The sequence below is a fragment of the Serratia plymuthica genome, from assembly GCF_018336935.1.
Classification (GTDB): Bacteria; Pseudomonadota; Gammaproteobacteria; order Enterobacterales; family Enterobacteriaceae; genus Serratia; species Serratia plymuthica_B.
This window is the reverse complement of record NZ_CP068771.1, coordinates 4874446-4898479: the sequence shown is the minus strand read 5'-3', so window position 1 is coordinate 4898479 and position 24034 is coordinate 4874446. Positions and strand designations below refer to the sequence as shown.

General features: G+C 57.2%; 24 protein-coding genes. 15 read left to right on the top strand and 9 right to left on the bottom strand.

From position 1 onward, the window contains the following. Positions 1–42: 42 nt before the first annotated feature. Both JK621_RS22725 and JK621_RS22720 read right to left on the bottom strand, forming a co-directional pair. Entirely contained in the window at positions 43–1248 is a 1206-nt protein-coding gene (locus JK621_RS22725; RefSeq protein WP_212557752.1) for an NAD(P)/FAD-dependent oxidoreductase, read from the bottom strand. A gap of 166 nt (positions 1249–1414) precedes the next feature. After that, positions 1415–1954, bottom strand: coding sequence for an RrF2 family transcriptional regulator (locus tag JK621_RS22720; RefSeq protein WP_212557751.1), 540 nt, complete (start codon positions 1952–1954; stop codon positions 1415–1417). A 165-nt stretch (positions 1955–2119) separates the two neighbouring features. Between JK621_RS22720 and JK621_RS22715 the strand changes: the two genes are divergently transcribed. From JK621_RS22715 to JK621_RS22695, 5 genes are all read left to right on the top strand, one after another. Beyond that, a complete protein-coding gene (locus JK621_RS22715; protein WP_212557750.1) occupies positions 2120–2308 on the top strand; it encodes a hypothetical protein in 189 nt (62 codons plus the stop codon). A gap of 29 nt (positions 2309–2337) precedes the next feature. Further along, positions 2338–3807, top strand: coding sequence for a beta-barrel assembly-enhancing protease (locus JK621_RS22710; RefSeq protein WP_212557749.1), 1470 nt, complete (start codon positions 2338–2340; stop codon positions 3805–3807). A 20-nt stretch (positions 3808–3827) separates the two neighbouring features. Further along, positions 3828–4181 carry an arsenate reductase (glutaredoxin) gene (gene arsC / locus JK621_RS22705; RefSeq protein ID WP_212557748.1) on the top strand — a complete coding sequence of 118 codons (354 nt, stop codon included), beginning with the start codon at positions 3828–3830 and terminating at the stop codon, positions 4179–4181. Between the two features lie 199 nt (positions 4182–4380). After that, positions 4381–4611 carry a hypothetical protein gene (locus JK621_RS22700; RefSeq protein WP_071919919.1) on the top strand — a complete coding sequence of 77 codons (231 nt, stop codon included), beginning with the start codon at positions 4381–4383 and terminating at the stop codon, positions 4609–4611. 13 nt (positions 4612–4624) lie between these two features. Then, positions 4625–5164: a helix-turn-helix transcriptional regulator gene (locus tag JK621_RS22695; protein WP_212557747.1), complete on the top strand. Its 540-nt coding sequence runs from the start codon at positions 4625–4627 to the stop codon at positions 5162–5164. 27 nt (positions 5165–5191) lie between these two features. On the opposite strand, the gene hda is transcribed toward JK621_RS22695, so the two are convergent. Next, the gene (gene hda, locus JK621_RS22690; RefSeq protein WP_013814077.1) at positions 5192–5893 is read right to left on the bottom strand and encodes a DnaA inactivator Hda; all 702 of its coding nucleotides are present in this window, start codon (positions 5891–5893) and stop codon (positions 5192–5194) included. Positions 5894–6122: 229 nt separating this feature from the next. Between hda and JK621_RS22685 the strand changes: the two genes are divergently transcribed. Continuing rightward, positions 6123–6638, top strand: coding sequence for an E3 ubiquitin--protein ligase (locus JK621_RS22685; RefSeq protein WP_212557746.1), 516 nt, complete (start codon positions 6123–6125; stop codon positions 6636–6638). A gap of 38 nt (positions 6639–6676) precedes the next feature. Then, positions 6677–6925, top strand: a complete 249-nt coding sequence (locus JK621_RS22680; protein WP_004941647.1) for a GlsB/YeaQ/YmgE family stress response membrane protein — start codon at positions 6677–6679, stop codon at positions 6923–6925. A 49-nt stretch (positions 6926–6974) separates the two neighbouring features. On the opposite strand, the gene uraA is transcribed toward JK621_RS22680, so the two are convergent. Continuing rightward, positions 6975–8264, bottom strand: a complete 1290-nt coding sequence (gene uraA, locus JK621_RS22675) for a uracil permease (protein ID WP_212557745.1) — start codon at positions 8262–8264, stop codon at positions 6975–6977. 193 nt (positions 8265–8457) lie between these two features. Then, positions 8458–9084: a uracil phosphoribosyltransferase gene (gene upp, locus JK621_RS22670; RefSeq protein ID WP_212560270.1), complete on the bottom strand. Its 627-nt coding sequence runs from the start codon at positions 9082–9084 to the stop codon at positions 8458–8460. Between the two features lie 263 nt (positions 9085–9347). On the opposite strand from upp, the gene purM reads away from it, so the two are divergent. From purM to JK621_RS22650, 4 genes are all read left to right on the top strand, one after another. Next, complete coding sequence (gene purM, locus JK621_RS22665) at positions 9348–10385, top strand: phosphoribosylformylglycinamidine cyclo-ligase (RefSeq protein ID WP_006316901.1); 1038 nt, start codon at positions 9348–9350, stop codon at positions 10383–10385. Continuing rightward, positions 10385–11023, top strand: a complete 639-nt coding sequence (purN, locus tag JK621_RS22660; RefSeq protein ID WP_006327217.1) for a phosphoribosylglycinamide formyltransferase — start codon at positions 10385–10387, stop codon at positions 11021–11023. The genes purM and purN overlap by 1 nt, the downstream gene beginning before the upstream one ends. A 114-nt stretch (positions 11024–11137) precedes the next feature. Continuing rightward, positions 11138–11689 (top strand): spermidine N1-acetyltransferase, encoded by a 552-nt coding sequence (gene speG, locus JK621_RS22655; protein ID WP_212557744.1) that lies wholly within the window; start codon positions 11138–11140, stop codon positions 11687–11689. A 188-nt stretch (positions 11690–11877) separates the two neighbouring features. Then, complete coding sequence (locus JK621_RS22650) at positions 11878–12093, top strand: hypothetical protein (RefSeq protein ID WP_212557743.1); 216 nt, start codon at positions 11878–11880, stop codon at positions 12091–12093. A 29-nt stretch (positions 12094–12122) separates the two neighbouring features. Here the strand turns inward: JK621_RS22650 and JK621_RS22645 are convergent, their stop codons facing one another. From JK621_RS22645 to JK621_RS22630, 4 genes are all read right to left on the bottom strand, one after another. Then, positions 12123–12725: a hypothetical protein gene (locus JK621_RS22645; RefSeq protein ID WP_212557742.1), complete on the bottom strand. Its 603-nt coding sequence runs from the start codon at positions 12723–12725 to the stop codon at positions 12123–12125. A 469-nt stretch (positions 12726–13194) separates the two neighbouring features. Beyond that, a complete protein-coding gene (gene pstB, locus JK621_RS22640) occupies positions 13195–14007 on the bottom strand; it encodes a phosphate ABC transporter ATP-binding protein PstB (protein ID WP_006316912.1) in 813 nt (270 codons plus the stop codon). Positions 14008–14035: 28 nt separating this feature from the next. Next, entirely contained in the window at positions 14036–15688 is a 1653-nt protein-coding gene (pstA, locus tag JK621_RS22635; protein WP_212557741.1) for a phosphate ABC transporter permease PstA, read from the bottom strand. Next, positions 15685–17859, bottom strand: a complete 2175-nt coding sequence (locus tag JK621_RS22630; RefSeq protein WP_212557740.1) for an ABC transporter permease subunit — start codon at positions 17857–17859, stop codon at positions 15685–15687. Before JK621_RS22630 ends, pstA begins: the two co-directional genes overlap by 4 nt. Before the next feature lie 501 nt (positions 17860–18360). Here JK621_RS22630 and ppk1 point away from each other — a divergent pair. From ppk1 to mgtE, 4 genes are all read left to right on the top strand, one after another. Further along, complete coding sequence (ppk1, locus tag JK621_RS22625; RefSeq protein WP_212557739.1) at positions 18361–20424, top strand: polyphosphate kinase 1; 2064 nt, start codon at positions 18361–18363, stop codon at positions 20422–20424. A gap of 10 nt (positions 20425–20434) precedes the next feature. Then, on the top strand, positions 20435–21985 hold the full coding sequence (gene ppx, locus JK621_RS22620) for an exopolyphosphatase (RefSeq protein WP_212557738.1): 1551 nt from the start codon (positions 20435–20437) through the stop codon (positions 21983–21985). A gap of 188 nt (positions 21986–22173) precedes the next feature. Further along, positions 22174–22353, top strand: coding sequence for a YfgG family protein (locus JK621_RS22615; RefSeq protein ID WP_212557737.1), 180 nt, complete (start codon positions 22174–22176; stop codon positions 22351–22353). A 200-nt stretch (positions 22354–22553) separates the two neighbouring features. Further along, positions 22554–23987, top strand: a complete 1434-nt coding sequence (gene mgtE, locus JK621_RS22610) for a magnesium transporter (RefSeq protein ID WP_212557736.1) — start codon at positions 22554–22556, stop codon at positions 23985–23987. Positions 23988–24034: the final 47 nt, after the last annotated feature.

Here is a 24034-nt window from a genome sequence, read left to right as displayed (position 1 = left end):
AACCGGCAATAAAACGGGAGCGTCTCCGCTCCCGCATGTGGCTCAGGGCACAATCACAAAGTCCGGATTAGCAACGGCGAAAAGCGCATCGCGGTCCGCCGCAGGTGGGTAGATCCACTGCGTATTGATCTCCTGCTTAATCTTTTTGCCCTCCTGCCGGGTGAAGCGTACCTGACGATCCCAGCCTTCGGTGTAGAGCGCCCCCCAGGAGCCGAGATCAAGACAAGTGACATATTTCGGCTGGCTGTAAGGGTGTACCGGCAGCCCCGTCAGTTCTGCCGCCGCGTTATGGCCGGCAACGCGGCCGAGGCTCATGGCGTGCTGGCAGGACATCACGTTGTAGTTGCCGTAATCGTCGGTCGCTGCCTTCACCGTATCCCCGGTCACGAAGACGCCCGCCGCCGGTGCGCGCAGGAACGCATCGCCGATCACCCTCCCGCTGCCGTCGCGTTCACCGGGGATCTGCGCAGTGAGCGGATGCGCACGCATGCCCGCAGCCAGTATCACCGTGTTGGCCGCGATACGTTCGCCGTTCGACAGCGTAACGCTGTCCGCATCCATCGCAATAACGCGCACTCCGGCCCGCGACTCGACGCCGCACTCGGCCAGCGCCTGCTGGATCACCGCGGCGGATTCAGCGCCCATTCCGGCGCCGACCTCTGGCGCGGTATCAACAATCACCACGCGAATATCCGCCTGGCTGCCCAAAATATCGCGTAGCCGCATTGGCATCTCGGTGGCACTTTCCAGCCCGGTCAACCCGCCGCCGACCACCACCACGCTATTGCGCGCCGCAGTTTCCGCTTTATTGCTCAGCGCTTTTAAATGGGCATCCAGGCGCTGCGCGTTTTCCAGCGTATCCACGTTGAAACCGTATTCTGCAAACCCCGGCACCGCAGGAACAAACAGCCGGCTGCCGGTCGCCAGTACAAAGCGGTCATAACCCAGGGTGATTTTTTGCCCGTCGGCCTGTTGAACCACCAGCGATTGACTCAGGGTATCAACCTGCTCCACCAAACCCGCCAGATGATGCACGCCGACGGCGGCAAGCTGGGAGGAAATGTCGGGGTTCATGTTTTCCAGCACCGCCTCATAGAGGCGCGGTCGTATGGTGACATTTGGCGTCGGCGAGACCATCGTCACCTCAATCGTCCCGGTTTTGCCGGCAAGCGTGATGGCACGCATAGCGGAAACGGCAGCCCAAAACCCGGCAAAACCCGAACCGGCGATCACTATTTTCTGTGTCATTGCTTTACTCCTTCAAAAGTACAGATAACCGGGCCTTCAGGCTGCCCGTGACGTTTTCCGGACGAACGGCGCCGCTCCGCCGCCCGTCAACGGGGCACAGAGGGGCCCGCGCCTCTTCCGGAGAGGCGGGAAAAAAGAGTCTTTTCAGGAAAGTACTGCGGCGACGTTAGGGCTTGGAGCGCGCCGGTTTGCCGCTGCGGGTGGTGCGCTCGGTCATGCGTTCATCGATCCAGATATTGACCTCGCTGAAGAAGCCCTGCGGTGCCTTGCGGCCAAAACGAGTGGCCACGGCACCCAGCGTTTGCGCCGCCAGGGCGTCGCGCATGGCTTTTTCCGCCTGCAGCATCACCGCATGGATCGCGCACTTGCCGGAAACTGCCCAGTCGGGCGGCGAATTGTCGAATACGGCGCAGCGGCCACGCACTTCCTGGCAGTCGAACAAGGGCTTGTGCCCTTCAATGGCGTCGATGATTTCCAGGAAACTGATTTCATCCGCCGGGCGCGCCAGCCGGTAGCCGCCGCGCACCCCTTCGCTGGCCGCAACGATCCCCGCCTTTTCGAGTTTGGGAAAAATTTTGGCGAGGAAGCTGGGGGAAACGCCCTGCAATTCTGCCAGCTCACGGCTGCTGAGGGCGCGCTGATTATCGCCGACCAGCCAGAGCAAACAGTGGATACCATATTCAACGCTGGTTGTGATGTACGCCATTTTTGAGTCTTCAGTATGATGTGGCCTTCAATAACACAGACTATATGAGTCTCCGTTTATCTTGTCAATAAAACACGGACAAACTTGATCCTGGTTTTATCGTGCGGCCTGAGTCAATCGAAAGGGGAACGGCGCGCAAAGCGGGATGACAGCGAGGGTTCAGAAATGAAAAATAAAACTTTTTTGCCCGGTTATTCCCTGACGGAAGTTTCATTGTCGCCTGCGGCTGACTATGATGTGATCGGTTTAAACGGCGCTGCAGTGTGCCGTTTTGTGAGCCACCGCACTTTCGCGCTGATTGTTTTGGCGAGCCCGGCACGGAAGAAGAACTCTTATGTGATGCTGACGTCTTAGAGATGACTATTTAAGGGAAAGGCCTGACTATGACCACCCGGTTGACCAAAACAGCGATTGCAGTACTGTTGCTCGGCGCGATCAACGCCACGGCGATGGCGCCGGCGAAGGCGGAAACCCAGGATCAACTGCCGGACATGGGCACCTCTGCGGGCGGCACCCTGAGCATCGGCCAGGAGCTGGCGATGGGTGATTTCTATGTGCGCCAGTTACGCGCCAGCGCGCCCCTGATCAACGATCCGCTGCTAACCCAATACATCAACCAGTTGGGCAACCGGCTGGTGGCGAGCGCCTATTCGGTGCGTACGCCGTTCCATTTCTATCTGGTGCGCAACGACGAAATCAACGCCTTCGCTTTCTTTGGCGGCAACGTGGTGCTGCACTCCGCCCTGTTCCGTGAAACCGACAACGAAAGCCAACTGGCCTCGGTGCTGGCGCATGAAATCTCGCACGTGACCCAGCGCCATCTGGCGCGGGCGATGGAAGACCAGCAGCGCAATGCCCCGCTGACCTGGGTAGGCGCCCTCGGCTCGATCCTGCTGGCGATGGCCAACCCGACCATGGGCATGGCGGCGCTGAGCGGCACGATGGCCGGCACCCAACAGGGCATGATCAGCTTTACCCAATCGAATGAGCAGGAAGCCGACCGTATCGGCATTCAGGTGCTGCAACGCGCCGGGTTCGATCCGGAAGCGATGCCCAACTTCTTGCAGAAACTGTCCGACCAGTCACGCTATGCCTCCAAGCCGCCGGAAATGCTGCTGACGCACCCCTTGCCCGACAGCCGCCTGTCCGATGCGCGCAACCGCGCCAACCAAATGCCCAAGCACCTGGTGCAGTCCACACAGGATTACCTGATGGCCAAGGTGCGTTCGCTGGGCATGTACAGCACGGAAGGCTACAGCCTGAATGAAGAGCTGCTCGACACCTACAGCAAAGGCAACGTACGCGAGCAGATGGCCGCCAAATATGGCCGCGCCATCCTGTTCTATGAAGCGAAAAAATACGACGACGCCCGTAACATCCTGCAGCCGCTGCTGACGCAAGATCCGAAAAACGTCTGGCTGCTCGATCTGATGACCGACATCGATCTCGGACAGAAGCGCGCGCCGCAGGCCATTGCGCGGCTACAGGCCGCCAACGCCGCACAGAGCAACAACCCGGTGCTGCAGCTCAATCTGGCCAACGCCTATGTGGAAGGCAACCAGCCGGCGCAGGCGTCAAAAATACTTAACCGCTACACCTTCGCCCACCCGGACGATCCCAACGCCTGGGATCTGCTGGCGCAAGCCAGCGCCGCACAGGGGCTGCGCGACGAAGAGCTGTCTGCCCGCGCCGAGAGCCTGGCGCTAACTGGCCGCCTCGATCAGGCGATCGGCCTGCTCAGCAACGCCAGTTCGCTGCAAAAACTCGGCAGCCTGAAACAGGCGCGTTATGATGCGCGCATCGACCAACTGCGCCAGTTGCAAGAGCGTTTCCGCCAATACCAGCGCGGCTGATTTTCATAAGGATGAATTAAATGAAAAACGTCACTATTTATCACAACCCGCGCTGCTCCAAGAGCCGAGAAACCCTGGCGCTGCTGGAGCAGCACGGCGTAACGCCCGAAGTGGTGCTGTATCTGGAAACGCCGCCGTCGGCGGAAGAGCTGAAGAAACTGCTGAAGGAACTGGGTTTCAGTTCCGCACGCGAGTTGATGCGTAAAAAAGAGGATCTGTACAAAGAACTGAAGCTGGCGGATGACACCCTGAGCGAAGCGCAATTGCTGGCGGCAATGGTGGCGCATCCGAAGCTGATCGAACGCCCTATAGTGGTCAAAGGCAGTAAAGCGCGTATCGGCCGGCCGCCGGAGCAGGTGCTGGAGATAGTGTAAACGCCGCTCCGGTAACCCCATTGACCAAGATTATGATCATAGCCCTTACCTGGGCTATTTTTAATTAATTGTTATATAAATACTTTTCATCATCCCTTTTGGTTCTTCCTGCTATTCTCCCGGCGTGCAGTTTTAGCTCACAAACAGCGTTGACAACCGTCAACAGTTAAAATATCCTCACCCTGACTTTAGGTGGCCGATGAAAAACCACCCTAATAAACATATTCAGGCCGCGTTATCCTATGCCATCTCGCAAGGTTGGTTTTTTCGCTCCAGCAATGGGCACGCGTTTGGCCGCCTGCAATGTTCTCTTCCGGAACATCGGGAACACATGATGAGCATCTGGTCCACGCCAAAAAACCCTGAACAGCACGCCATGCAAATACGGCGCAAGGTAGATCAATGTCTTGCTCAATCAGGAAAAAAGTAACAGGGGGCCCCCTATGCCGCTTTACCATTTCTCGCTGACGCTGACCGGCGTAACCTCGGAGACCGCCAACCTGGAGGATGCATTGTATGCCGGCGGGTGTGATGACGGCTTAATCTGTTTCTATGGCAAGACCGTTTACCTGGAGTTCGATCGTGAAAGCGACAGCTTCGCCAAGGCTATTTTCAGCGCCATCGAAGATATCGAATCCGCCGGTATTGCCGCTCAGGTAGTGTCCGTCGATTCCTCTCTGGTGGGCTTAAGCGATATCGCCGAGCTCACCGACATGTCGCGGCAAGCCATCGCCATGCTGAAGGACGGCACACGCGGTTCGGGTGATTTCCCCTCACCGATCCAAAGAATCAAAGGTTCGTCGCCCTTATGGCGTTGGGCCAGCGTAGCTACCTGGCTGGCGAGCAAAGGTAAAATTGGCCAGGAATTGGCAGATAATGCGCGCTGTCTGGAGAACATCAATCTGGCGTTGCAACTGAGGGCCAGCAAGGAACGCGGTCAGATTGATCGCTATTTTGCCTTACTGGAACACGCGGAAGAATAACGGCGATAGGTCATTGCAGGACTAGGGCTACAGCCCCAGAATTTCTTTGACGAACGGGATGGTCAGCTTGCGCTGAGCGGTGATCGAAGCGCGATCGAGCTGATCCAGCGTCGTAAACAACGTGCGCATCTCGCGATCCAACCGTTTCAACAGGAAACGGCCTACGTCTTCCGGCAGTTCAAACCCACGCAGTTTACCGCGCAGTTGCAAAGCCTGCAGTTTCTCTTCATCCGACAGCGGTTGCAGCTTGTAGATTTGCCCCCAGTCGAGGCGCGAAGCCAGGTCAGGCAGATGGAGGTTCAATTGACGCGGCGGGCGATCGCCGGTAATGAACAGGCGCGTGCGGCCGGTTTCCAGAATGCGGTTGTAGAGATTAAAGATCGCCATTTCCCACTCTTCGTCGCCTGCGATGCATTCGATATTGTCGATGCACACCAGGGCCAACTGCTCCATGCCATCCAGCACTTCCGGCACGAAATAGGCGCGCTTATCCAGCGGAACATAGCCCACTGCTTCACCACGCTGTGAAAGCTCCGCACAGGCCGCATGCAACAGGTGACTGCGCCCACCGCCCTCGCGAGACCAGAAATAGATATAGCTGCCATGTTCCTGACGAACGGCAGACTGGATCGCGCTCAATAGGGATGGGTTCTCGCCCGGATAAAAACTGGCAAAAGTTTCATCATCGGGAAGATAAAGTGGCAGTGAAAGCTGTGCCGGCGTATTCAGGGAAGCACCTCAACCAAAACTGGCAGGAAAACACGGTGAGTCTATCACAAAAAGCAGGCTCTGTTGAACCGGCAGGATTTTATGCCGCAATAGTGAGCAACCGCCCTCCGTGAGCGTAAAGTAACTCACTGCCATCGCTGGCGAAATTTGTATTTTATCCAAGATTTATCCTAGTATAGAGGGGCGAAATGCAGTCACCATAAACCAGGTTTCTACAAGGACATAGACAATGAAAGTATGGAATAAAGTGCTTTTGGCCTCAATCATTGGGCTGTTGGTTGCCGGTTGTGATGATTCATCCAAAGTCGACGCCAATCTTGAGAAAGCTAAAGACGGCGCAGAGCAGATGAAAGACGCCGCGCAGAAAAAAGCGGACGATCTGACCGATAAAGCGGAAGCTACCGCCAAGGAAATCAAAAAAGAGGCCGCCACTCAGGCTGACCAGCTTAAAGACAAGGCTTCGGCCATTAAAGACGACGCCTCCAGACAGGCGGAAGCGATCACCAATGATGCCAAGGCCAAGGCCGACGCCATCAAGAATGACGCCACCCAACAAAGCCAACAGTTGGTCGATCAGGCTAAATCCATTAAAAACGATGCCATCAGTGGCGCCAAGGATCTGACCGCAGAAGCCAAAGCGAAAACCGAAGCGATTAAAAACAGCGCTGAGAAAAAAGCGGAAGAATTAAAAAATGATACCAACGCTGCCGGGACGCAAAACACCCCGCCAGCCAAACAGCAGTAATAAAAATCGAGTCTCAAAAGCAAAGTAAGGAGCAGTAAATGGGGATTATTTCCTGGATTATCTTCGGCCTCATCGCCGGTATTTTAGCCAAGTGGATCATGCCAGGCAAAGACGGCGGCGGTTTTATTCTGACCGTCGTGTTGGGTATTGTCGGCGCCGTGGTCGGTGGCTACATCAGCACCTTCTTTGGTTATGGCAAAGTTGACGGTTTCAACTTCGGCAGCTTCGTCGTGGCGGTGATCGGCGCTATCGTAGTGCTGTTCGTTTACCGTAAAATCCGCAGTTAACGGATAACGCATTAACGAAACGGGCAGCCCTTTGGCTGCCCGTTTTTATTTACTTCCGTGGTGCCGACTCGTCCGGCGCGTCGATCACCTCTTCTTCCTTGCGGTACAGGCTGATGACCTTGAACAGCAAGCTGAGGCCGATACCGACGATAGTCGCCAGCGCCATGCCCTTCAACTCCGCCGCGCCGATATGCACCTTGGCGCCGCTAACGCCGATAATCAGGATCACCGAAGTCAGGATCAGGTTCTGCGCCTTGTTGTAATCCACTTTGGATTCAATCAGCACGCGAATGCCGGAAGCCCCGATCACCCCGTACAGCAGCAGTGAAACGCCGCCCATCACCGGCACGGGCACCGCCTGAATGGCCGCCGCCAGCTTGCCGACGCAGGAAAGCAGAATCGCCAGAATGGCCGCGCCGCCGATCACCCAGGTACTGTAAACCTTGGTGATGGCCATCACGCCGATATTCTCGCCGTAGGTGGTGTTCGGCGTTGAACCGAAGAAACCGGAAATCACCGTCGAGATGCCGTTGGCAAACATCGAGCGATGCAGGCCCGGATCGCGGAGCAGATCTTTCTTCACGATATTTGCGGTCACGACCAGGTGCCCAACGTGCTCGGCGATCACCACCAGCGCCGCCGGCAAGATGGTGAAGATGGCGAACCATTCAAAACGCGGGGTGTAGAAGGTCGGCAGCGCAAACCAGTGCGCCTCGCGGATTGGCGTCAAATCCACCACGCCCATAAAGAACGACAGCGCATACCCGACCAACACGCCAATCAGGATCGGGATTATCGCCAGAAAACCACGGAACAGCACCGAACCCAGGATGGTCACGCCCAATGTCACCAGTGAAATGGTCACGGTAGTGGTATCCGCATTGGTGCCGTCGGCCGGCAGCAGGCCCGCCATATTGGCCGCCACGCCCGCCAGCTCCAGGCCGATAACCGCGACAATCGCCCCCATCGCCGCCGGCGGGAATATCACGTCCAGCCAGCCGGTGCCGGCTTTTTTGACGAGCAGCGCCACCAGGCAAAACAGCACGCCGCACATGATGAAACCGCCCAGCGCCACCTCATAACCCAGCGGCAACAGCAGCAGCACCGGTGAGATAAACGCAAAGCTGGACCCGAGATAGGCCGGGATCTTGCCCTTGCAGATAAACAGATACAGCAGCGTGCCGACGCCGTTGAACAGCAGCACCGTCGCCGGGTTGATCTTGAACAGGATGGGCACCAGCACAGTAGCGCCAAACATGGCGAAAAGGTGCTGGAAGCTGAGTGGAATGGTCTGCAGTAACGGTGGGCGTTCGCTGACGCCTATCACACGACGGGTCATGGATGTTTTTCCTCTGCTATCCCCGTCATACTTGCCGCTGCCTCTGCGTTGGCTACGCTCAATCACCCGAATCACTTACCTAAGTAAGCTCATCGGGATTCTGTCGCTTGCCGCCTTGATGCAACATCAATTATTTGGGGGATAGATATATTTTATGCAAAAAAAACCGACTGATTAAAGTCGGCTTATTTTTTTATTTGGTACCAAATATCTTGTCGCCGGCATCACCCAGGCCCGGCACGATGTACCCTTTATCGTTAAGACATTGGTCGATGGAGGCGGTGTACAACTCGACGTCCGGATGCGCTTTCTCCAGCGCGGCAATCCCTTCCGGCGCCGCAACCAGCACCAGCACCTTGATGCTGTTGCAGCCGGCTTTCTTCAGCAGATCGATAGTGGCGATCATCGAACCGCCGGTAGCCAGCATCGGGTCAACCACCAGCGCCAAACGCTCTTCGATATTGGAAACCAGCTTTTGGAAATACGGCACCGGCTCCAGGGTTTCTTCGTCACGGTAAACGCCAACCACGCTGATACGCGCGCTCGGGACGTGCTCCAGCACCCCTTCCATCATGCCCAGACCTGCGCGCAGGATCGGCACAACGGTAATTTTTTTCCCTTTAATCTGGTCTATCTCAACCGGCCCGCACCAGCCTTCGATGGTGACTTTTTCCGTCTCCAGATCGGCGGTCGCTTCATAGGTCAGCAAACTACCCACTTCTGATGCCAGCTCACGGAAGCGTTTGGTGCTGATGTCATTTTCACGCATCAGACCAAGCTTGTGTTTCACCAGCGGGTGTTTCACCTCAACGATCTTCATCATTTTTCTCCTATTAAGGTGGTTGACGGCCAAAAAAATCGCGGGATTATAACTCCTTTTACCGGCCGCGCCACCCACAATAGCCCGATCGGGATCAACTAAAGTCCGAATATTTGAATAACAGTATAGATGACGAAAAAACGGAGCCGGTTCACAAGCCACTCGCAAACGTTTGCCTGCGCTGTTAGAATTGCCGCGCCTTAATCCGGTATCAACGCCGGATGCACCGTATTCAAACCGCAAACCGTCGTGGGGATCGCGCAGTGACCGACAAAACCTCTCTCAGCTATAAAGACGCAGGTGTCGATATCGATGCTGGCAATGCATTGGTAGACCGCATCAAAGGTGTAGTTAAACAGACCCGCCGCCCGGAAGTGATGGGTGGTCTGGGCGGTTTTGGCGCCCTATGTGCGTTGCCGCAGAAATACCGCGAGCCGATCCTGGTTTCCGGTACCGACGGCGTAGGCACCAAGCTGCGTCTGGCGATGGACCTGAAACGCCACGACACCATCGGCATCGATCTGGTCGCAATGTGTGTGAACGACCTGGTGGTACAGGGCGCTGAGCCGCTGTTCTTCCTGGATTACTTTGCCACCGGCAAACTGGACGTGGACACCGCGGCCAGCGTCATCACCGGCATTGCCGAGGGCTGCAAGCAGTCCGGCTGTGCGCTGGTGGGCGGTGAAACCGCCGAAATGCCGGGTATGTACCACGGCGAAGATTACGATGTAGCCGGCTTTTGCGTCGGCGTGGTCGAGAAATCCGAAATCATCGACGGCAGCAAAGTGCAGTCCGGTGACGCGCTGATCGCGCTGGGCGCTTCCGGCCCGCACTCCAACGGCTACTCGCTGGTGCGCAAAATCCTGGAAGTCAGCAACACCGATCCGACCACCACCGACCTGGAAGGTAAACCGCTGGCTGACCACCTGCTGGAGCCGACCAAGATTTACGTGAAATCGGTACTGGAACTGATCGAGAAAATCGACGTGCACGCCATCGCTCACCTGACCGGCGGCGGCTTCTGGGAAAATATCCCGCGCGTGCTGCCGGAAGGCATGCAGGCGGTGATCGACGAATCAAGCTGGCAGTGGCCGGCGGTATTCAGCTGGCTGCAGCAGGCCGGTAACGTCAGCCGCCACGAAATGTACCGCACCTTTAACTGTGGCGTGGGCATGGTAATCGCACTGCCGGAAGAATCCGTTGAACAAGCCATCGCATTGTTGACCGCAGCCGGTGAAAAAGCGTGGAAGATCGGTAAACTGACCGCATCTTCCGACGAACAACAAGTGGTCATCAACTGATGAAAAAGATCGTGGTGTTGGTCTCCGGCCAGGGGAGCAATCTCCAGGCGCTGATTGACGCCTGCCAGCAGGGCCGGATTGCCGCCGAAATTGTGGCGGTGTTCAGCAACAAGGCGCAGGCTTACGGCCTGCAACGCGCAGAAGCGGCAGGCATTGCCGCCCATGCGCTGGATGCCAAGGCCTTTGCCGACCGCGCGGCGTTTGACGCTGCGCTGGCGGACGCCATCGACCGGTACCAGCCGGATCTGGTGGTGCTGGCCGGCTATATGCGCATTCTCAGCCCGCAGTTCGTGCAGCGCTATGCAGGCCGCATGCTGAATATCCACCCTTCCCTGCTGCCGAAATACCCTGGGCTGCATACTCACCGCCAGGCCATCGACAACGGTGACAGCGAACACGGCACCTCGGTGCACTTCGTGACCGAACAGCTCGACGGCGGCCCGGTGATCCTGCAAGCCAAGGTACCGATTTTCCCCGGCGACGAGGAAGATGAGGTGGTTGAACGGGTGCAGACCCAGGAACATACCATTTACCCGCTGGTGGTGAACTGGTTTGCCGAAGGCCGGTTGGCGATGCGTGATAACGCCGCCTGGCTGGACGGCGAACGCCTGCCGGAACAGGGCCACGCCGCCGATTAAAACGGCGCAGTCTGAACCTTGCCTAAACGGTGCCCATGCGGCGCCGTTTTTTTTCGCCGCCATTCATTCTCTGACGTTATACTTTGCACAATTTCACGACATAGAGGAACACACATGTCCAGCACTACCAGCGTCAGGCTGCGCCCATTGGAACGGGATGATCTGGCGTTCGTCCACCAGATGGACAACAACGCCAGCGTGATGCGCTATTGGTTTGAAGAACCTTACGAAGCCTTTGTCGAGCTTTCCGATCTCTACGACAAACACATCCACGATCAGAGCGAACGGCGTTTTATCATCGCCCACGAAGGCGCCAAGGTCGGGCTGGTGGAACTGGTGGAGATTGATCACATCCACCGCCGCGCAGAATTCCAGATCATCATAGATCCGGCCCATCAGGGCAAAGGCTACGCCAGCACCGCCGCCAAGCTGGCGATGGATTACGGCTTCTCGGTACTGAACCTGTACAAGCTGTACCTGATCGTCGACAAAGAAAACCCGAAGGCGATCCACATCTACAGCAAGCTGGGCTTCGAAGTAGAGGGCGAGCTGATCGACGAATTCTTCGTCAACGGCGAATACCGCACCGTGCTGCGCATGTGCATCTTCCAGCCGCAGTATCTGGCCAAGTTCAAAACCCCGAATGATAAGCCGCTGGTGAAGTGACGCTTACCGAGAAAAAAGAGAAAACCCGCACAGGCGGGTTTTTTATTGGGGTGACTGTATTAATGTGTTCACCCTGCATAACAAAAAATGACATATGAAATAAGTTTAGTGCTATAACGAGATACCCCATCATATTTTTCTATAGTCAGATTTAAACATGGAAATAACAAAACAAGAGGGATGAATACATGGGTAAAATATCAAGCCTGCTTATTTTTATCGGTCTGATTCTTTTCGCGATTGCTTTTTCCCTGAATCTTTACGGCAGTTATGCCGCCAACCATGCAAACGGCGCTCCCGTGTTTTCTGCACATTGGTGGGCGCGCTGGTTTCCGCTTTACGCCTCGGGAGCCGCTTTGCTGTTTATTGGGTTGGTATTGCGGCTGAGCGGTAACGCTCGTTAAGGGCCATATGCTGCTCTGGCCCGTACCGGTTATTTATCTTTCTTGCCCAGCATGCGCGTCAACCACCCACGCTGCGGCTTTTTGGCCGGCGGCAAATCGACCACGGTCTGCAAGGCGGTATCAGGTGCGCTCTCCTGCGCCGCCACGTTCCGCTCATGCCGGCAACGCGCCTCATACGCCGCTTCGCTTTGGCACAGGTGGGGCTGCCAGCTCAGCCAGAAAGCCTTGACGCGCAGCAGGGATTCCCATTCATTAATCGTCCAGGCCACGACGAACAACGCCATTATCAAATAGGCGAAAAAGAAGAATAAAAACCAAAAGGTGTTACTGGCAGTGGCTGCGCTTTCCCCTAACGGGGGCACGGTGATGGAAAAACCGTAGACGATAGCCAACGCACTGGCTATCAGGAAAAACAGCACAGAAAGGTGCTGATGGCGCAGCCGGCGGTCATCCAGGGTAAATGTTTCGTCCCTGATCGCGGTGAGTGAAGTGCGGCGCAAGAAGCAGTTCAGCGCAAGGTCGCTCAATGCCACCGGCGCGCGGCCCAGATAGTCCACCAGTTGATGCGCCACCCATACCGGCAAGCGGATCCCGATGCTTTCATACAGCGCCTTGATTTGCAGCAGCGTCATTCCATCCTGCGGCCTATCCCGAAGCGCCTGGATGCGGGACAGAACCGACAGGCGTTTCACGTCGCTGACCCGGTCAAACCGGCCATTTCTCCGGGCGTCATATCTCTTTAACCAACGAGAAAACCACCATGCCACCGCAGAAATCAGCATTGGCAATAACAAGAGAGATATTTCTTTAATATAATTACCATCAATATTCATGCTTATACCTTCCTTATATAAATAGGCATCCATTTATCGACCACGAAAATTAAATTATAATAAAAATCAATGATTGACGTGATAGGCAACAAAAAAACATATATATAGCACACCAGGAACCCGAGTCTTGGTAAGCACCAACTGTATAACATTAATAAAGCAGAGGCCGGAAGAAATATAAAAAATATTTTTATTCAGATGGCGAATCATGCCTGCTGAGTTTTATCGTAGTCAGCGGCGAAAACCAACCGATTTTCGCCGCCGAGCCTCAACCATACCGCCCGGTAATATAATCCTCGGTGCGGCGCTGGCGCGGTGAAGTAAAGATATCGTCGGTCGCGTTGTATTCCACAAGTTGCCCCTGGTGAATAAAGGCAGTGTAGTCGGACACGCGCGCCGCCTGCTGCATGTTGTGGGTCACCAGCACCACGCTGTACTGCTGTTTCAGCGCGGAGATCAGCTCTTCGATGGTCAGGGTAGAGATGGGATCCAGCGCCGAAGTCGGCTCATCGAGCAACAGCACTTCCGGCTCAATGGCTATCGCCCGCGCAATCACCAGTCTCTGCTGCTGGCCGCTGGACAGGCGGAAGGCGTTTTCGCGCAGCCGGTCCTTCACCTCATGCCACAGCGCTGCGGCGCGCAGCGAACGCTCCACCGCCTCGTCCAGGATCCGGCGGTCGCGCACGCCCTGTAGCCGCAGGCCATAGACCACGTTTTCATAAATCGACTTCGGGAACGGATTAGGGCGCTGGAACACCATACCAACCCGCCGCCGCAGCGCCGCTACGTCGATCTGCGTGCCGGAGATGCCCTGCCCGTTGAGTTGCAGCTCACCCTCGATCCGGCAGTTATCCACCAAATCGTTCATACGATTAAAACAGCGCAGCAGCGTCGATTTACCGCAGCCGGAAGGGCCAATCAGCGCCGTAACGCGGTGCTTTGGAATACGCAGCGAAATATTGTGCAGTACCTGCTTCTCGCCATAAAACAGGTTAAGGCCGTTCACCGCCAGCGCGGTATGTTCATCATCAAGATGCTGGACATCCAGCCGGGGCAAACTGCCTGGCGTCATCAAACCCATTACGCACTCCCCAGAAATAACGTCATTGTTACTGCGACCATGCTCTGTACCGCTCCCTCAGCGAATGGCGGATACCCATCGCCGCCAGATTCAACCCCACCACAATCGCCACCAGCAGAAACGCCGTGGCGAACACCAGCGGCCGGGCGGCTTCCACGCTCGGGCTCTGGAACGCCATATCGTAAATCTGGAAGCTCAGATGCATAAACTTCCGCTCCAGATGCAGATACGGGAAAATATCATCCACCGGCAGCACCGGCACGGATTTCACCACACCCACCAGCATCAGCGGCGCCGTTTCCCCGGCGGCGCGCGCCACGGCCAGGATCAGACCGGTCATCATCGCCGGGGCGGCCATCGGCAAAACGATACGCCACAGCGTTTCCGCACGGCTGGCGCCTAATGCCAACGATCCCTGGCGCAGCGCAGCGGGAATGCGCGACAGCCCCTCCTCGGTAGCCACGATCACCACCGGCAGCGTCAACAACGCCAGCGTCAACGCCGCCCACAGCACGCCGGGCGTACCGAAGGTCGGGTTGGGCAGCGACTCCGGGTAAAACAGCTGATCCAGGGTACCGCCAATCATATAAACGAAGAAACCCAGGCCAAACACGCCGTAAACAATCGAGGGCACGCCGGCCAGATTGACCACCGCAATGCGGATCAGCCGCGTAAGCCAATTATTGCCGGCATACTCGTGCAGATAAACGGCGGCGATCACGCCAAACGGCATCACCACCATCGACATCAGGATCACCATCAGCACGGTGCCGAAAATCGCCGGGAACACGCCGCCTTCGGTATTGGCCTCACGCGGGCTGTCGCTGAGGAATTTCTTCACCTGTTCGGCCCAATGCGTCAGCTTTTGAGTGGTGTTCATCGCATTGGGATACCAGGCATCACGCACCTGGCTGAGCGCAATGGTATGAACCTGCCCGTGCATGTCGCGCAGCAACAGCGCATCGCGCTGGCGATCGCGGTTCAACCCTTCCAGCCGCTCGGACAACTGCCGATACTGGCGTTGCAACTCCAGCCTTTCAGCCCTGATGGATGCCTGCGAACGAGCGTCCAGTTTGTCATCGCGTTGCAGGCGCTTTTCGCGCAGGCGCAGCGTATCGAACCTTTGGTTGATGCGCGCCATATCGCGAAATTGAATGTCATGCGCCTGCCGCGAAAGCGCGGCAATCTGCGGCAAACGCTGCTGCAGCGCCTGGTTGATGTTGCGCCCGGTCAAGGGTTGGCCATCTTCCAGCATCCCCGCCAAATAGCCATAAGCGGTGCCGTTGCTGTTGCGCTCCAGCACCAGCAGATCGCGCGGCGTGCTCTGCCGCAGGATGTCGCTGGCCAGCAGCGTGCGGAAATCCTGCCCTTCGCTCTCGCGGTTGCCGACTTTGATCAGATAGCGTTCGACGTTCTGCGCATTCCCCTGCGGCAGCGCAACGCCGGACTCCTGCAACTGGCGGCGGGAAATGCTTTGTTGTTGGTACAGCTCGCCGATCATCATTACCGGGCCGGCCGCGCTCTGATTCAGCTCAAACTGGTACACCGGGCTGGGCCAGAAATAGCGCATCCCCTGCCCGGCCAGCAGCAGCATGATGCCGATCAGCGCCAGCAGGCTGAGGGCCACCGAACCGGCGGTCAGCCAGATCCACGGCGAGCCGCTCCTCACCCAGCGCTTCATGGCGCCTCCTGATTCAGGGTGTAGCGTTTACGCAGGCGCAGACGCACCGCCTCCGCCAACGTATTGAACACGAAAGTGAAAATAAACAACACCAGCGCGGTAAGGAACAGCACCCGGTAATGGCTGCTGCCGGCTACCGCCTCGGGCATTTCTATCGCGATATTGGCCGCCAGCGCGCGCAGGCCCTGGAACAGGCTGCCGTCGATAATCGGCGTATTGCCGGTGGCCATCAGCACAATCATGGTCTCGCCCACCGCCCGACCAAAACCGATCATCAGCGCGGAGAAAATACCGGCGCTGGCCGAAGGCAACACCACCCGCATCACGGTTTGCCACTGGGTCGCCCCCAACGCCAGCGAGCCCTGGCCGAGGGTAGCCGGTACGCTGAACAAGGCGTCTTCCGCCAGTGAGAAGATAATCGGCACCAGCGCAAACCCCATCGCCACACCGACCACCAGCGCGTTGCGCTGGTCATAATCGTCACCCAACCAGAAATGCAGCGGTTCGCCGAACAGTTTAACTTCCAGCCACGGCCCAACGCTGAACGCCAGCCAGATAACCAACAGCATCAACGGCAGCAGGATCAACAGATCGAAACCTGGCGGTAACCGCCGCGGCGCAAAGCGGTTCACCCCTGCGCCACAGGCCAACACCGCTACCGCCAGCAGCACCGGCAGCGACAGCACCGCCAGCAAATAATGTTCAATCACCGGTGCCAGCCAGATGCCGGCCACCAACCCGATAACCACCGTCGGCAATGCGCCCATCACCTCGATAGCCGGCTTGATCACCCGCCGCAGCCCGGGCGACATGAAATAAGCGGTGTAAATCGCCCCGGCCAAGGCCAGCGGGATAGCGAACAGCATCGCGTAGCTCGCCGCCTTGAAGGTGCCAAAAATCACCGGCATCAGGCTGAATTTGGCCTGATAGCTGTCCTCACCGGAGGTCGATTGCCACACGTAGGCCGGCTCAGGGTAATTCTCATACCACACCTTGTGCCACAGCGAACGCCAGGTCACGTCAGGGTAAGGGTTATCAATCGCATAATGCTGCCAGCCCTGCGCCGTTTCCAGCAGCAGGCCATCGCCGCTCGGGGCGAACGCCAACTGCTGAACGCCGCTGCTCAGCCTGCCGTTGAGCAGCGGCTGCGGCTGAATGCTGGAAAACAGCGAGAAACCGCCATCGGGCCGCAGGGTAGCGAATACCCGGCGATAAGGCTCGGCCACCAGCAAATCTTGCGGTTCGGCACTGTGTTCGAAATGCTGCACCGGCGTCAATTGCCAGCGCTGGTTCTTTTCCACGTCGAACCATTCGCGCACGCTGCCGTCGGCCGCTGCAATCAACAGCGCACTGCCGCCGGGCAACGCCGTCAGCCGATAAGGGGAATGCTCGCCGAGGGTACGGGTTTCTTTCAGTTGCAGCTGGGTGTCGTTAATCTGGTAGCGAGCCAGGCGGTTGCCCGCCAGCAGGTACAGCTGGCGGCCGTCCGGAGTCAGTACGATCTGCTGCGGCGCGCTCTCCAGCACGTTTTCGCTCAACTGCGGCGGGTGGTCGTTACCGAAACGGCCAAACACCAACCGGTTATCGTCGGTGACGCCGGCCAGCAAGTACTGGCCCCGCCGCGCCTCAGAGAGCGTCAGCAGCGTCAGCGGGCGGCCCCGTTGATCCAGCGCCTGCGGCCGCTGCCCGAGTGGAAACGCCCACTGCGGCACCGCCGTTCCCGCAGCCGCGAAGTCCGCGCTGGCGACAATAAACCGGCCATCGGCCTGCGCCAAAGCAAACAGGTCGCGTTCGCCCGCAGCCTGGGTGAGCAACGTCGGCCTGGCCAGCAGCGGTTGTTGCGCCAGCGGTTCGCCGGCCTTCGCGCCCTCTTGCGGCGTCAGGCGGTAAAACTGGCCCGCGCCCTGCGCGTCAATGCGATAACCGATGCGCTGTTGCACGTCCATGCCCAACGCCAGCGCCGGTGCCGTAGCAGCGATCGTCAGCGGCTGCGCCTTGCTCATCGCTGCGGGTTTGAACAGCGGCAGCACCGCAAACAGCAGGTAAACGAAGATCAGCATGAGCGTCATCAGCACCAGCAGCCCGCTGACGGTTACCGCCGCCTGCACGCTATGGTCGATGCGCGCGCGCAGGCGATCCCGGGGATGTTGGTTTACCGTAGTCTGTGCCATGTCTCTCGCTGTCGCTGATATGATCAGGCTTGCGCCATAGAATAACCGGGCATCTTATGTCAGTTTTATGACGTTTGCATGACAAAGTTACCCATCAATCAATTGGATTCTTCCTCTACCAATTCCCACTATATACTCCCTATATTGCTGAAAAATTATGGCAATACTGGTCATATAGCAAAGAATCACACCCCATAATCGCGATTTTATATCGGGCAACATTGCCCCGCGGCTTCACCGCCACAAAAATATTTTTTATACCGCAAAATGCCCCGCGCCAACGCAATGGATATGTTGGACTTTCCTGTCAATCTCTCGCAATAATGATCAAGGACAATAGGTTGTGTCCCGAAATAGGTCGTGGCAACGTCGCAGACCCAAAAACCCGTAATCGAGACGGGGGGACTGAACATAACGGACCTACGTTCAAGCCCGGCAACGCAGAGCACGGGCTTCTGGGGCACGTCTCGGGTCCTTTTCTAAAATTGAACTGGAGTGGCAATGGGTCAGGAAAAGCTCTACATCGAAAAAGAATTAAGCTGGTTATCCTTTAATGAACGCGTGTTGCAGGAAGCCGCAGATAAGAGCAATCCCCTGATTGAGCGCATGCGTTTTCTGGGCATTTATTCCAATAACCTCGACGAGTTCTATAAGGTCCGCTTTGCCGATCTCAAACGACGCATCCTGATCAGCGAAGAGCAAGGGTCTGGCGGCGCCTCACGCCATTTACTGAAGAAGATCCAGGCCAAGGTATTAAAAACCGATCAGGAATTCGACAGCCTGTATAACGATCTGCTGCTGGAAATGGCGCGCAACCAGATCTTCCTGATCAACGAACGTCAGGTGTCGGAGAACCAGCAGACCTGGCTGCGCCAATACTTCAAGCAGCATCTTCGCCAACACATCACTCCGATCCTGATCAACCACGACACCAATCTGGTGCAGTTCCTGAAAGACGATTACACCTATCTGGCGGTAGAGATTATCCGCAGTGCGCGCATCGAATATGCGCTGCTGGAGATCCCGTCCGATAAAGTGCCGCGCTTCGTCAACCTGCCGCCGGAAGCGCCGCGCCGCCGCAAGCCGATGATCTTGCTGGACAACATTTTGCGTTACTGCCTGGACGATATCTTCAAGGGCTTCTTCGACTACGATGCGCTCAACGCCTATTCGATGAAAATGACGCGCGACGCCGAATATGACCTGGTGACAGAAATGGAATCCAGCCTGCTGGAACTGATGTCCTCCAGCCTGAAACAGCGCCTCACCGCCGAACCGGTGCGCTTCGTTTATCAGCGCGACATGCCGAACGAAATGGTGGAACTGCTGCGCGGCAAGCTCGGCATCTCCAACTATGATTCGGTGATCGCCGGCGGCCGTTACCATAACTTTAAAGATTTCATCAGTTTCCCGAATGTCGGTAAGGCCAACCTGGTCAATAAGCCACTGCCGCGCCTGCGCCATATCTGGTTCGATAAATTCCGCAACGGCTTTGACGCCATCCGCGAACAGGACGTGCTACTCTACTACCCATACCATACCTTTGAGCACGTGCTGGAGCTGGTGCGCCAGGCATCGTTTGACCCCAGCGTGCTGGCGATCAAAATCAATATTTACCGCGTCGCGAAAGACTCGCGCATTATCGAGTCGATGATCCACGCCGCGCACAACGGCAAAAAGGTCACGGTGGTGGTGGAACTGCAGGCGCGCTTTGACGAAGAGGCCAATATTCACTGGGCCAAACGCCTGACCGAAGCCGGCGTGCACGTTATCTTCTCTGCGCCAGGGCTGAAAATTCACGCCAAACTGTTCCTGATCTCGCGCCGTGAAGGCGACGATATTGTGCGCTATGCTCATATCGGCACCGGTAACTTTAACGAGAAAACCGCGCGCATTTACACCGACTATTCACTGCTGACCGCCGACTCGCGCATCACCAATGAAGTGCGCCGGGTGTTCAACTTTATCGAGAACCCATACCGGCCGGTGACCTTCGACAATCTGATGGTATCGCCGCAAAACTCGCGCCTGAAACTGTACGAATTGATCGACCAGGAAATCGCCAACGCCCAGGCCGGGCATTCGGCCGGCATTATGCTGAAAATCAACAATCTGGTGGATAAAGGCCTGGTAGATCGGTTATATACCGCCTCCGGCGCCGGCGTAAAAATCCGCCTGTTGGTCCGGGGTATGTGTTCTTTGATTCCCAACCTGCCGGGGATCAGTGACAATATTCAGATAATCAGCATCGTCGACCGCTATCTGGAACACGATCGGGTTTACGTTTTCGACAACAAAGGTGACAAACTGGTCTATCTGTCCTCTGCCGACTGGATGACCCGTAACATAGATTACCGTATAGAAGTGGCGGTCTCGCTGTTGGATCCAACGCTGAAACAACGGGTTCTGGATATTCTGGAAATCCTGTTCAGCGACACGGTCAAGGCCCGTTACCTCGATAAAGAACTGAGCAACCAGTACGTGCCGCGCGGCAATCGCCGTAAAGTGCGCGCTCAGGTTGCCATTTATGAGTATTTAAAAGCTCTGGAACAACCAGGACAGTAGGCCAGCCACTATGCCGCTAAAAAGCACTGCAACGAACAAACCGCAGGAAATCGCCGCCATCGACCTTGGGTCGAACAGTTTCCACATGGTGATCGCCCGCGTCGTCAACGGCGCCTTACAGGTGTTGGGCCGTTTAAAACAGCGGGTCCACCTCGCCGATGGATTGGACAGCAACAATGTGCTCAGTGAAGAGGCAATAGAACGCGGCCTTGCCTGCCTGGCGCTGTTCGCCGAACGGCTGCAAGGCTTCCCGGCGGATAACGTCACCATCGTCGGCACCCATACCTTGCGCCAGGCGATTAACGCGGAAGTGTTCCTCAAACGCGCGGCCAAAGTGATCCCCTATCCGATTGAAATCATCGCCGGGCAGGAAGAGGCGCGTCTGATCTTTATGGGCGTGGAGCACACGCAGCCGGAAAAAGGCCGCAAGCTGGTGATCGACATCGGCGGCGGCTCCACCGAGTTGGTGATCGGCGAAGACTTTGAGCCGCTGCTGGCGGAAAGCCGCCGCATGGGCTGCGTCAGCTTCGCTCAGCTGTTCTTCCCCGGCGGCGAAATCAGCAAGAACAACTTCAAGCGCGCACGCCTGGCGGCGGCGCAAAAGCTCGAGACCCTGGCCTGGCAATACCGCATTCAGGGCTGGCAGTATGCACTTGGCGCGTCCGGCACCATCAAGGCCGCCCATGAAGTGCTGGTGGAGATGGGCGAAAAAGACGGCCTGATCACCCTGGATCGGCTGGATATGCTGGCGGAACAGGTGCTGCAGTTTAAAAACTTCAGCGCACTGAGCCTGCCGGGGTTATCCGAAGACCGTCAGTCGGTGTTTGTGCCGGGTCTGGCGATCTTGTGCGGCGTGTTCGATGCGCTGGCGATCCGCGATCTGCGCCTTTCCGACGGCGCGCTGCGCGAAGGCGTGCTGTACGAAATGGAAGGCCGTTTCCGCCATCAGGATATTCGTAGCCGCACCGCCAAAAGCCTGGCCGATCACTACAATATTGACCGTGAACAGGCTAAACGGGTGCTGGAAACCACCGAGCTGCTGTATGCGCAGTGGACGGCGCAAAACCCCAAGCTGGCGAATCCGCAGTTGGAAGCGCTGTTGAAATGGGCCGCGATGTTGCATGAAGTGGGGTTGAGCATCAACCATAGCGGCATGCATCGTCACTCGGCCTATATTCTGCAGAACACCAACCTGCCGGGTTTCCATCAGGAACAGCAATTGCTGCTGGCGGCGCTGGTGCGTTTCCACCGCAAGGCTATCAAGCTCGAAGAGCTGCCGCGCCTGAACCTGTTCAAGAAAAAGTATTATCTGCCGCTGATCCAGTTGCTGCGCCTGAGCACCCTGCTCAACAACCAGCGCCAGTCGACCACTACGCCGGAGACGTTGCGCCTCAGCACCGACGATAACCACTGGACGCTGCGCTTCCCGGCCGGCTATCTGGCGCAGAATAACCTGGTACAGCTGGATTTCGAACGTGAGCAGGCCTACTGGAACGACGTCGTGGGCTGGAAACTGATGATTGAAGAAGAAGGCTCGCAGGACGAGAAACGCTCAGCCTGAGTCCGTCGCCCCCCCCTGCGGTGGGGGCGCGTTAAACGCCGAAGCGGCGCCCCCCTATCCTAAACGACGATGAAATGCCCGGCGGCTTACGCCGGAAATAAATGGACAACTTTTGTCATACCCTCCTAAAATTCCGGTTACAATTTCCAACACCAGATGGCACAGGAAACCGGCATGCCGGGTGATATATGCGTAAAAAAACCACCGGACAAATGACAAAGATAGTGCTGTTGATCAGCTTTATCATTTTAGTCGGCCGATTGCTGTATGCCGCCGTGGTTGCGGTGCCCCATCATCAGGAAAAAAAGCTCGCCCCCGTTCAGAGCGCCACGGAGATCCGCGAAGAAAACCGGGACGGCTCCCCCTGAAACGACAAGATGCCATCAACACTCAGGCCAACCGAATAGTTAAGCAGCCTGCCGCCGGCCAACGCCCGTTAGGTATGCCAGGCCCCTTACTTATTCCTCAGCGCCTGCATCCATTTCATAAAAATGACGCCTGCATTCACTATGCTCTATCTTGGGTAGAGATTGTCCGTGAGGAGCTCTGAGTGCCAGTAAGGAATACCATGTCAGTCGCAACGCATAACGTTAAAAAAGTCGCTGAATATCGCCAGCGCATTCTTTCACTGCTGCTAAACAATAAAGACCTGATCGATGGCATTCTGGGTCGGCCGGGGGATGAAAATGCGCTCAGCAAAACCGAATTGCTGAACCAGACCGCCGAAATCACCGCCCTGCTGGACGATATGCACGCCGCTGACCTGGCGGATCTGCTGGAAGCCCTGCCGCAGGACGAACGCCTGGCGCTGTGGCGGTTGGTAGGCAACGGCAAGCGCGGCCAGACGCTGGTGGAAGTGGCCGAACCTGTGTGGGACAGCCTGATCGAAGAGATGAGCGATAAAGACCTGCTCAAGGCGATCAAAACGCTGGACGTCGATGAGCAGGCCTATCTGGCGCAGTATCTGCCGCGTAACCTGATGGGCCGCCTGTTGACCTCGCTCGAGCCGGATCAGCGTGCGCAGGTGCGTGAGATGATCCACTACGGCAAGGACACCGTAGGCTGGATGATGGATTTTGAGCTGGTCACGGTGCGCCCGGACGTCACGCTCGGGGCAGTGCATCGTTTCCTGCGTCTGCGTAAAACCATCCCGGCGGCTACCGACAAACTCTTTGTCACCGATCGCAAGAATACCCTGCTGGGCGAGTTGCCGCTGACCGCCGTGCTGCTGAACGACCCGGAAACCCCGGTGCAGGCAGTGATGGACAGCGATCCCACCCGTTTCCTGCCGGAAGACAAGGCCGAGGCGGCGGCCGGCGCGTTCGAACGTTATGACCTGATCAGCGCCCCGGTGGTCGACGCCAAGGGCAAGCTGATGGGCCGCCTGACCATTGAAGAGATCGTTGACGTGGTCAACGAGGAAAGCGACACCACCCTGCGCCGCATGGGGGGCTTGAGCCCGGATGAGGACGTCTTTGCCCCGGTCAGTAAAGCGGTAAAAACGCGCTGGGCGTGGCTGGCCATCAATCTGTGCACCGCGTTTATCGCCTCACGCGTCATCGGCATGTTTGAACACACCATTTCGCAGTTGGTGGCGCTGGCGGCGTTGATGCCGATCGTCGCCGGTATCGGCGGTAACACCGGCAACCAGACCATCACCATGATCGTCCGCGCGCTGGCGCTGCACCAGATCGAGGTTGGCAATATCTCCCGCCTGATGTTGAGGGAGCTGGGGGTGGCGATTATCAACGGTGTGGTCTGGGGCGGCATTATGGGGGTGGTCACCTGGCTGCTGTACGGTGACTGGGCGATGGGCGGCGTGATGACGCTGGCGATGATCCTCAACCTGCTGGTAGCGGCGCTGATGGGGGTGGTGATACCGATGACCATGATCAAGCTGGGCCGCGATCCGGCAGTGGGTTCCAGCGTCTTGATCACCGCGCTGACCGACACCGGCGGCTTCTTTATCTTCCTTGGCCTGGCGACGCTGTTCCTGCTTTGACCCTTTATCGCCGGCGCCTGCGCCGGCTTTTGCGTTCGCTCACTAAA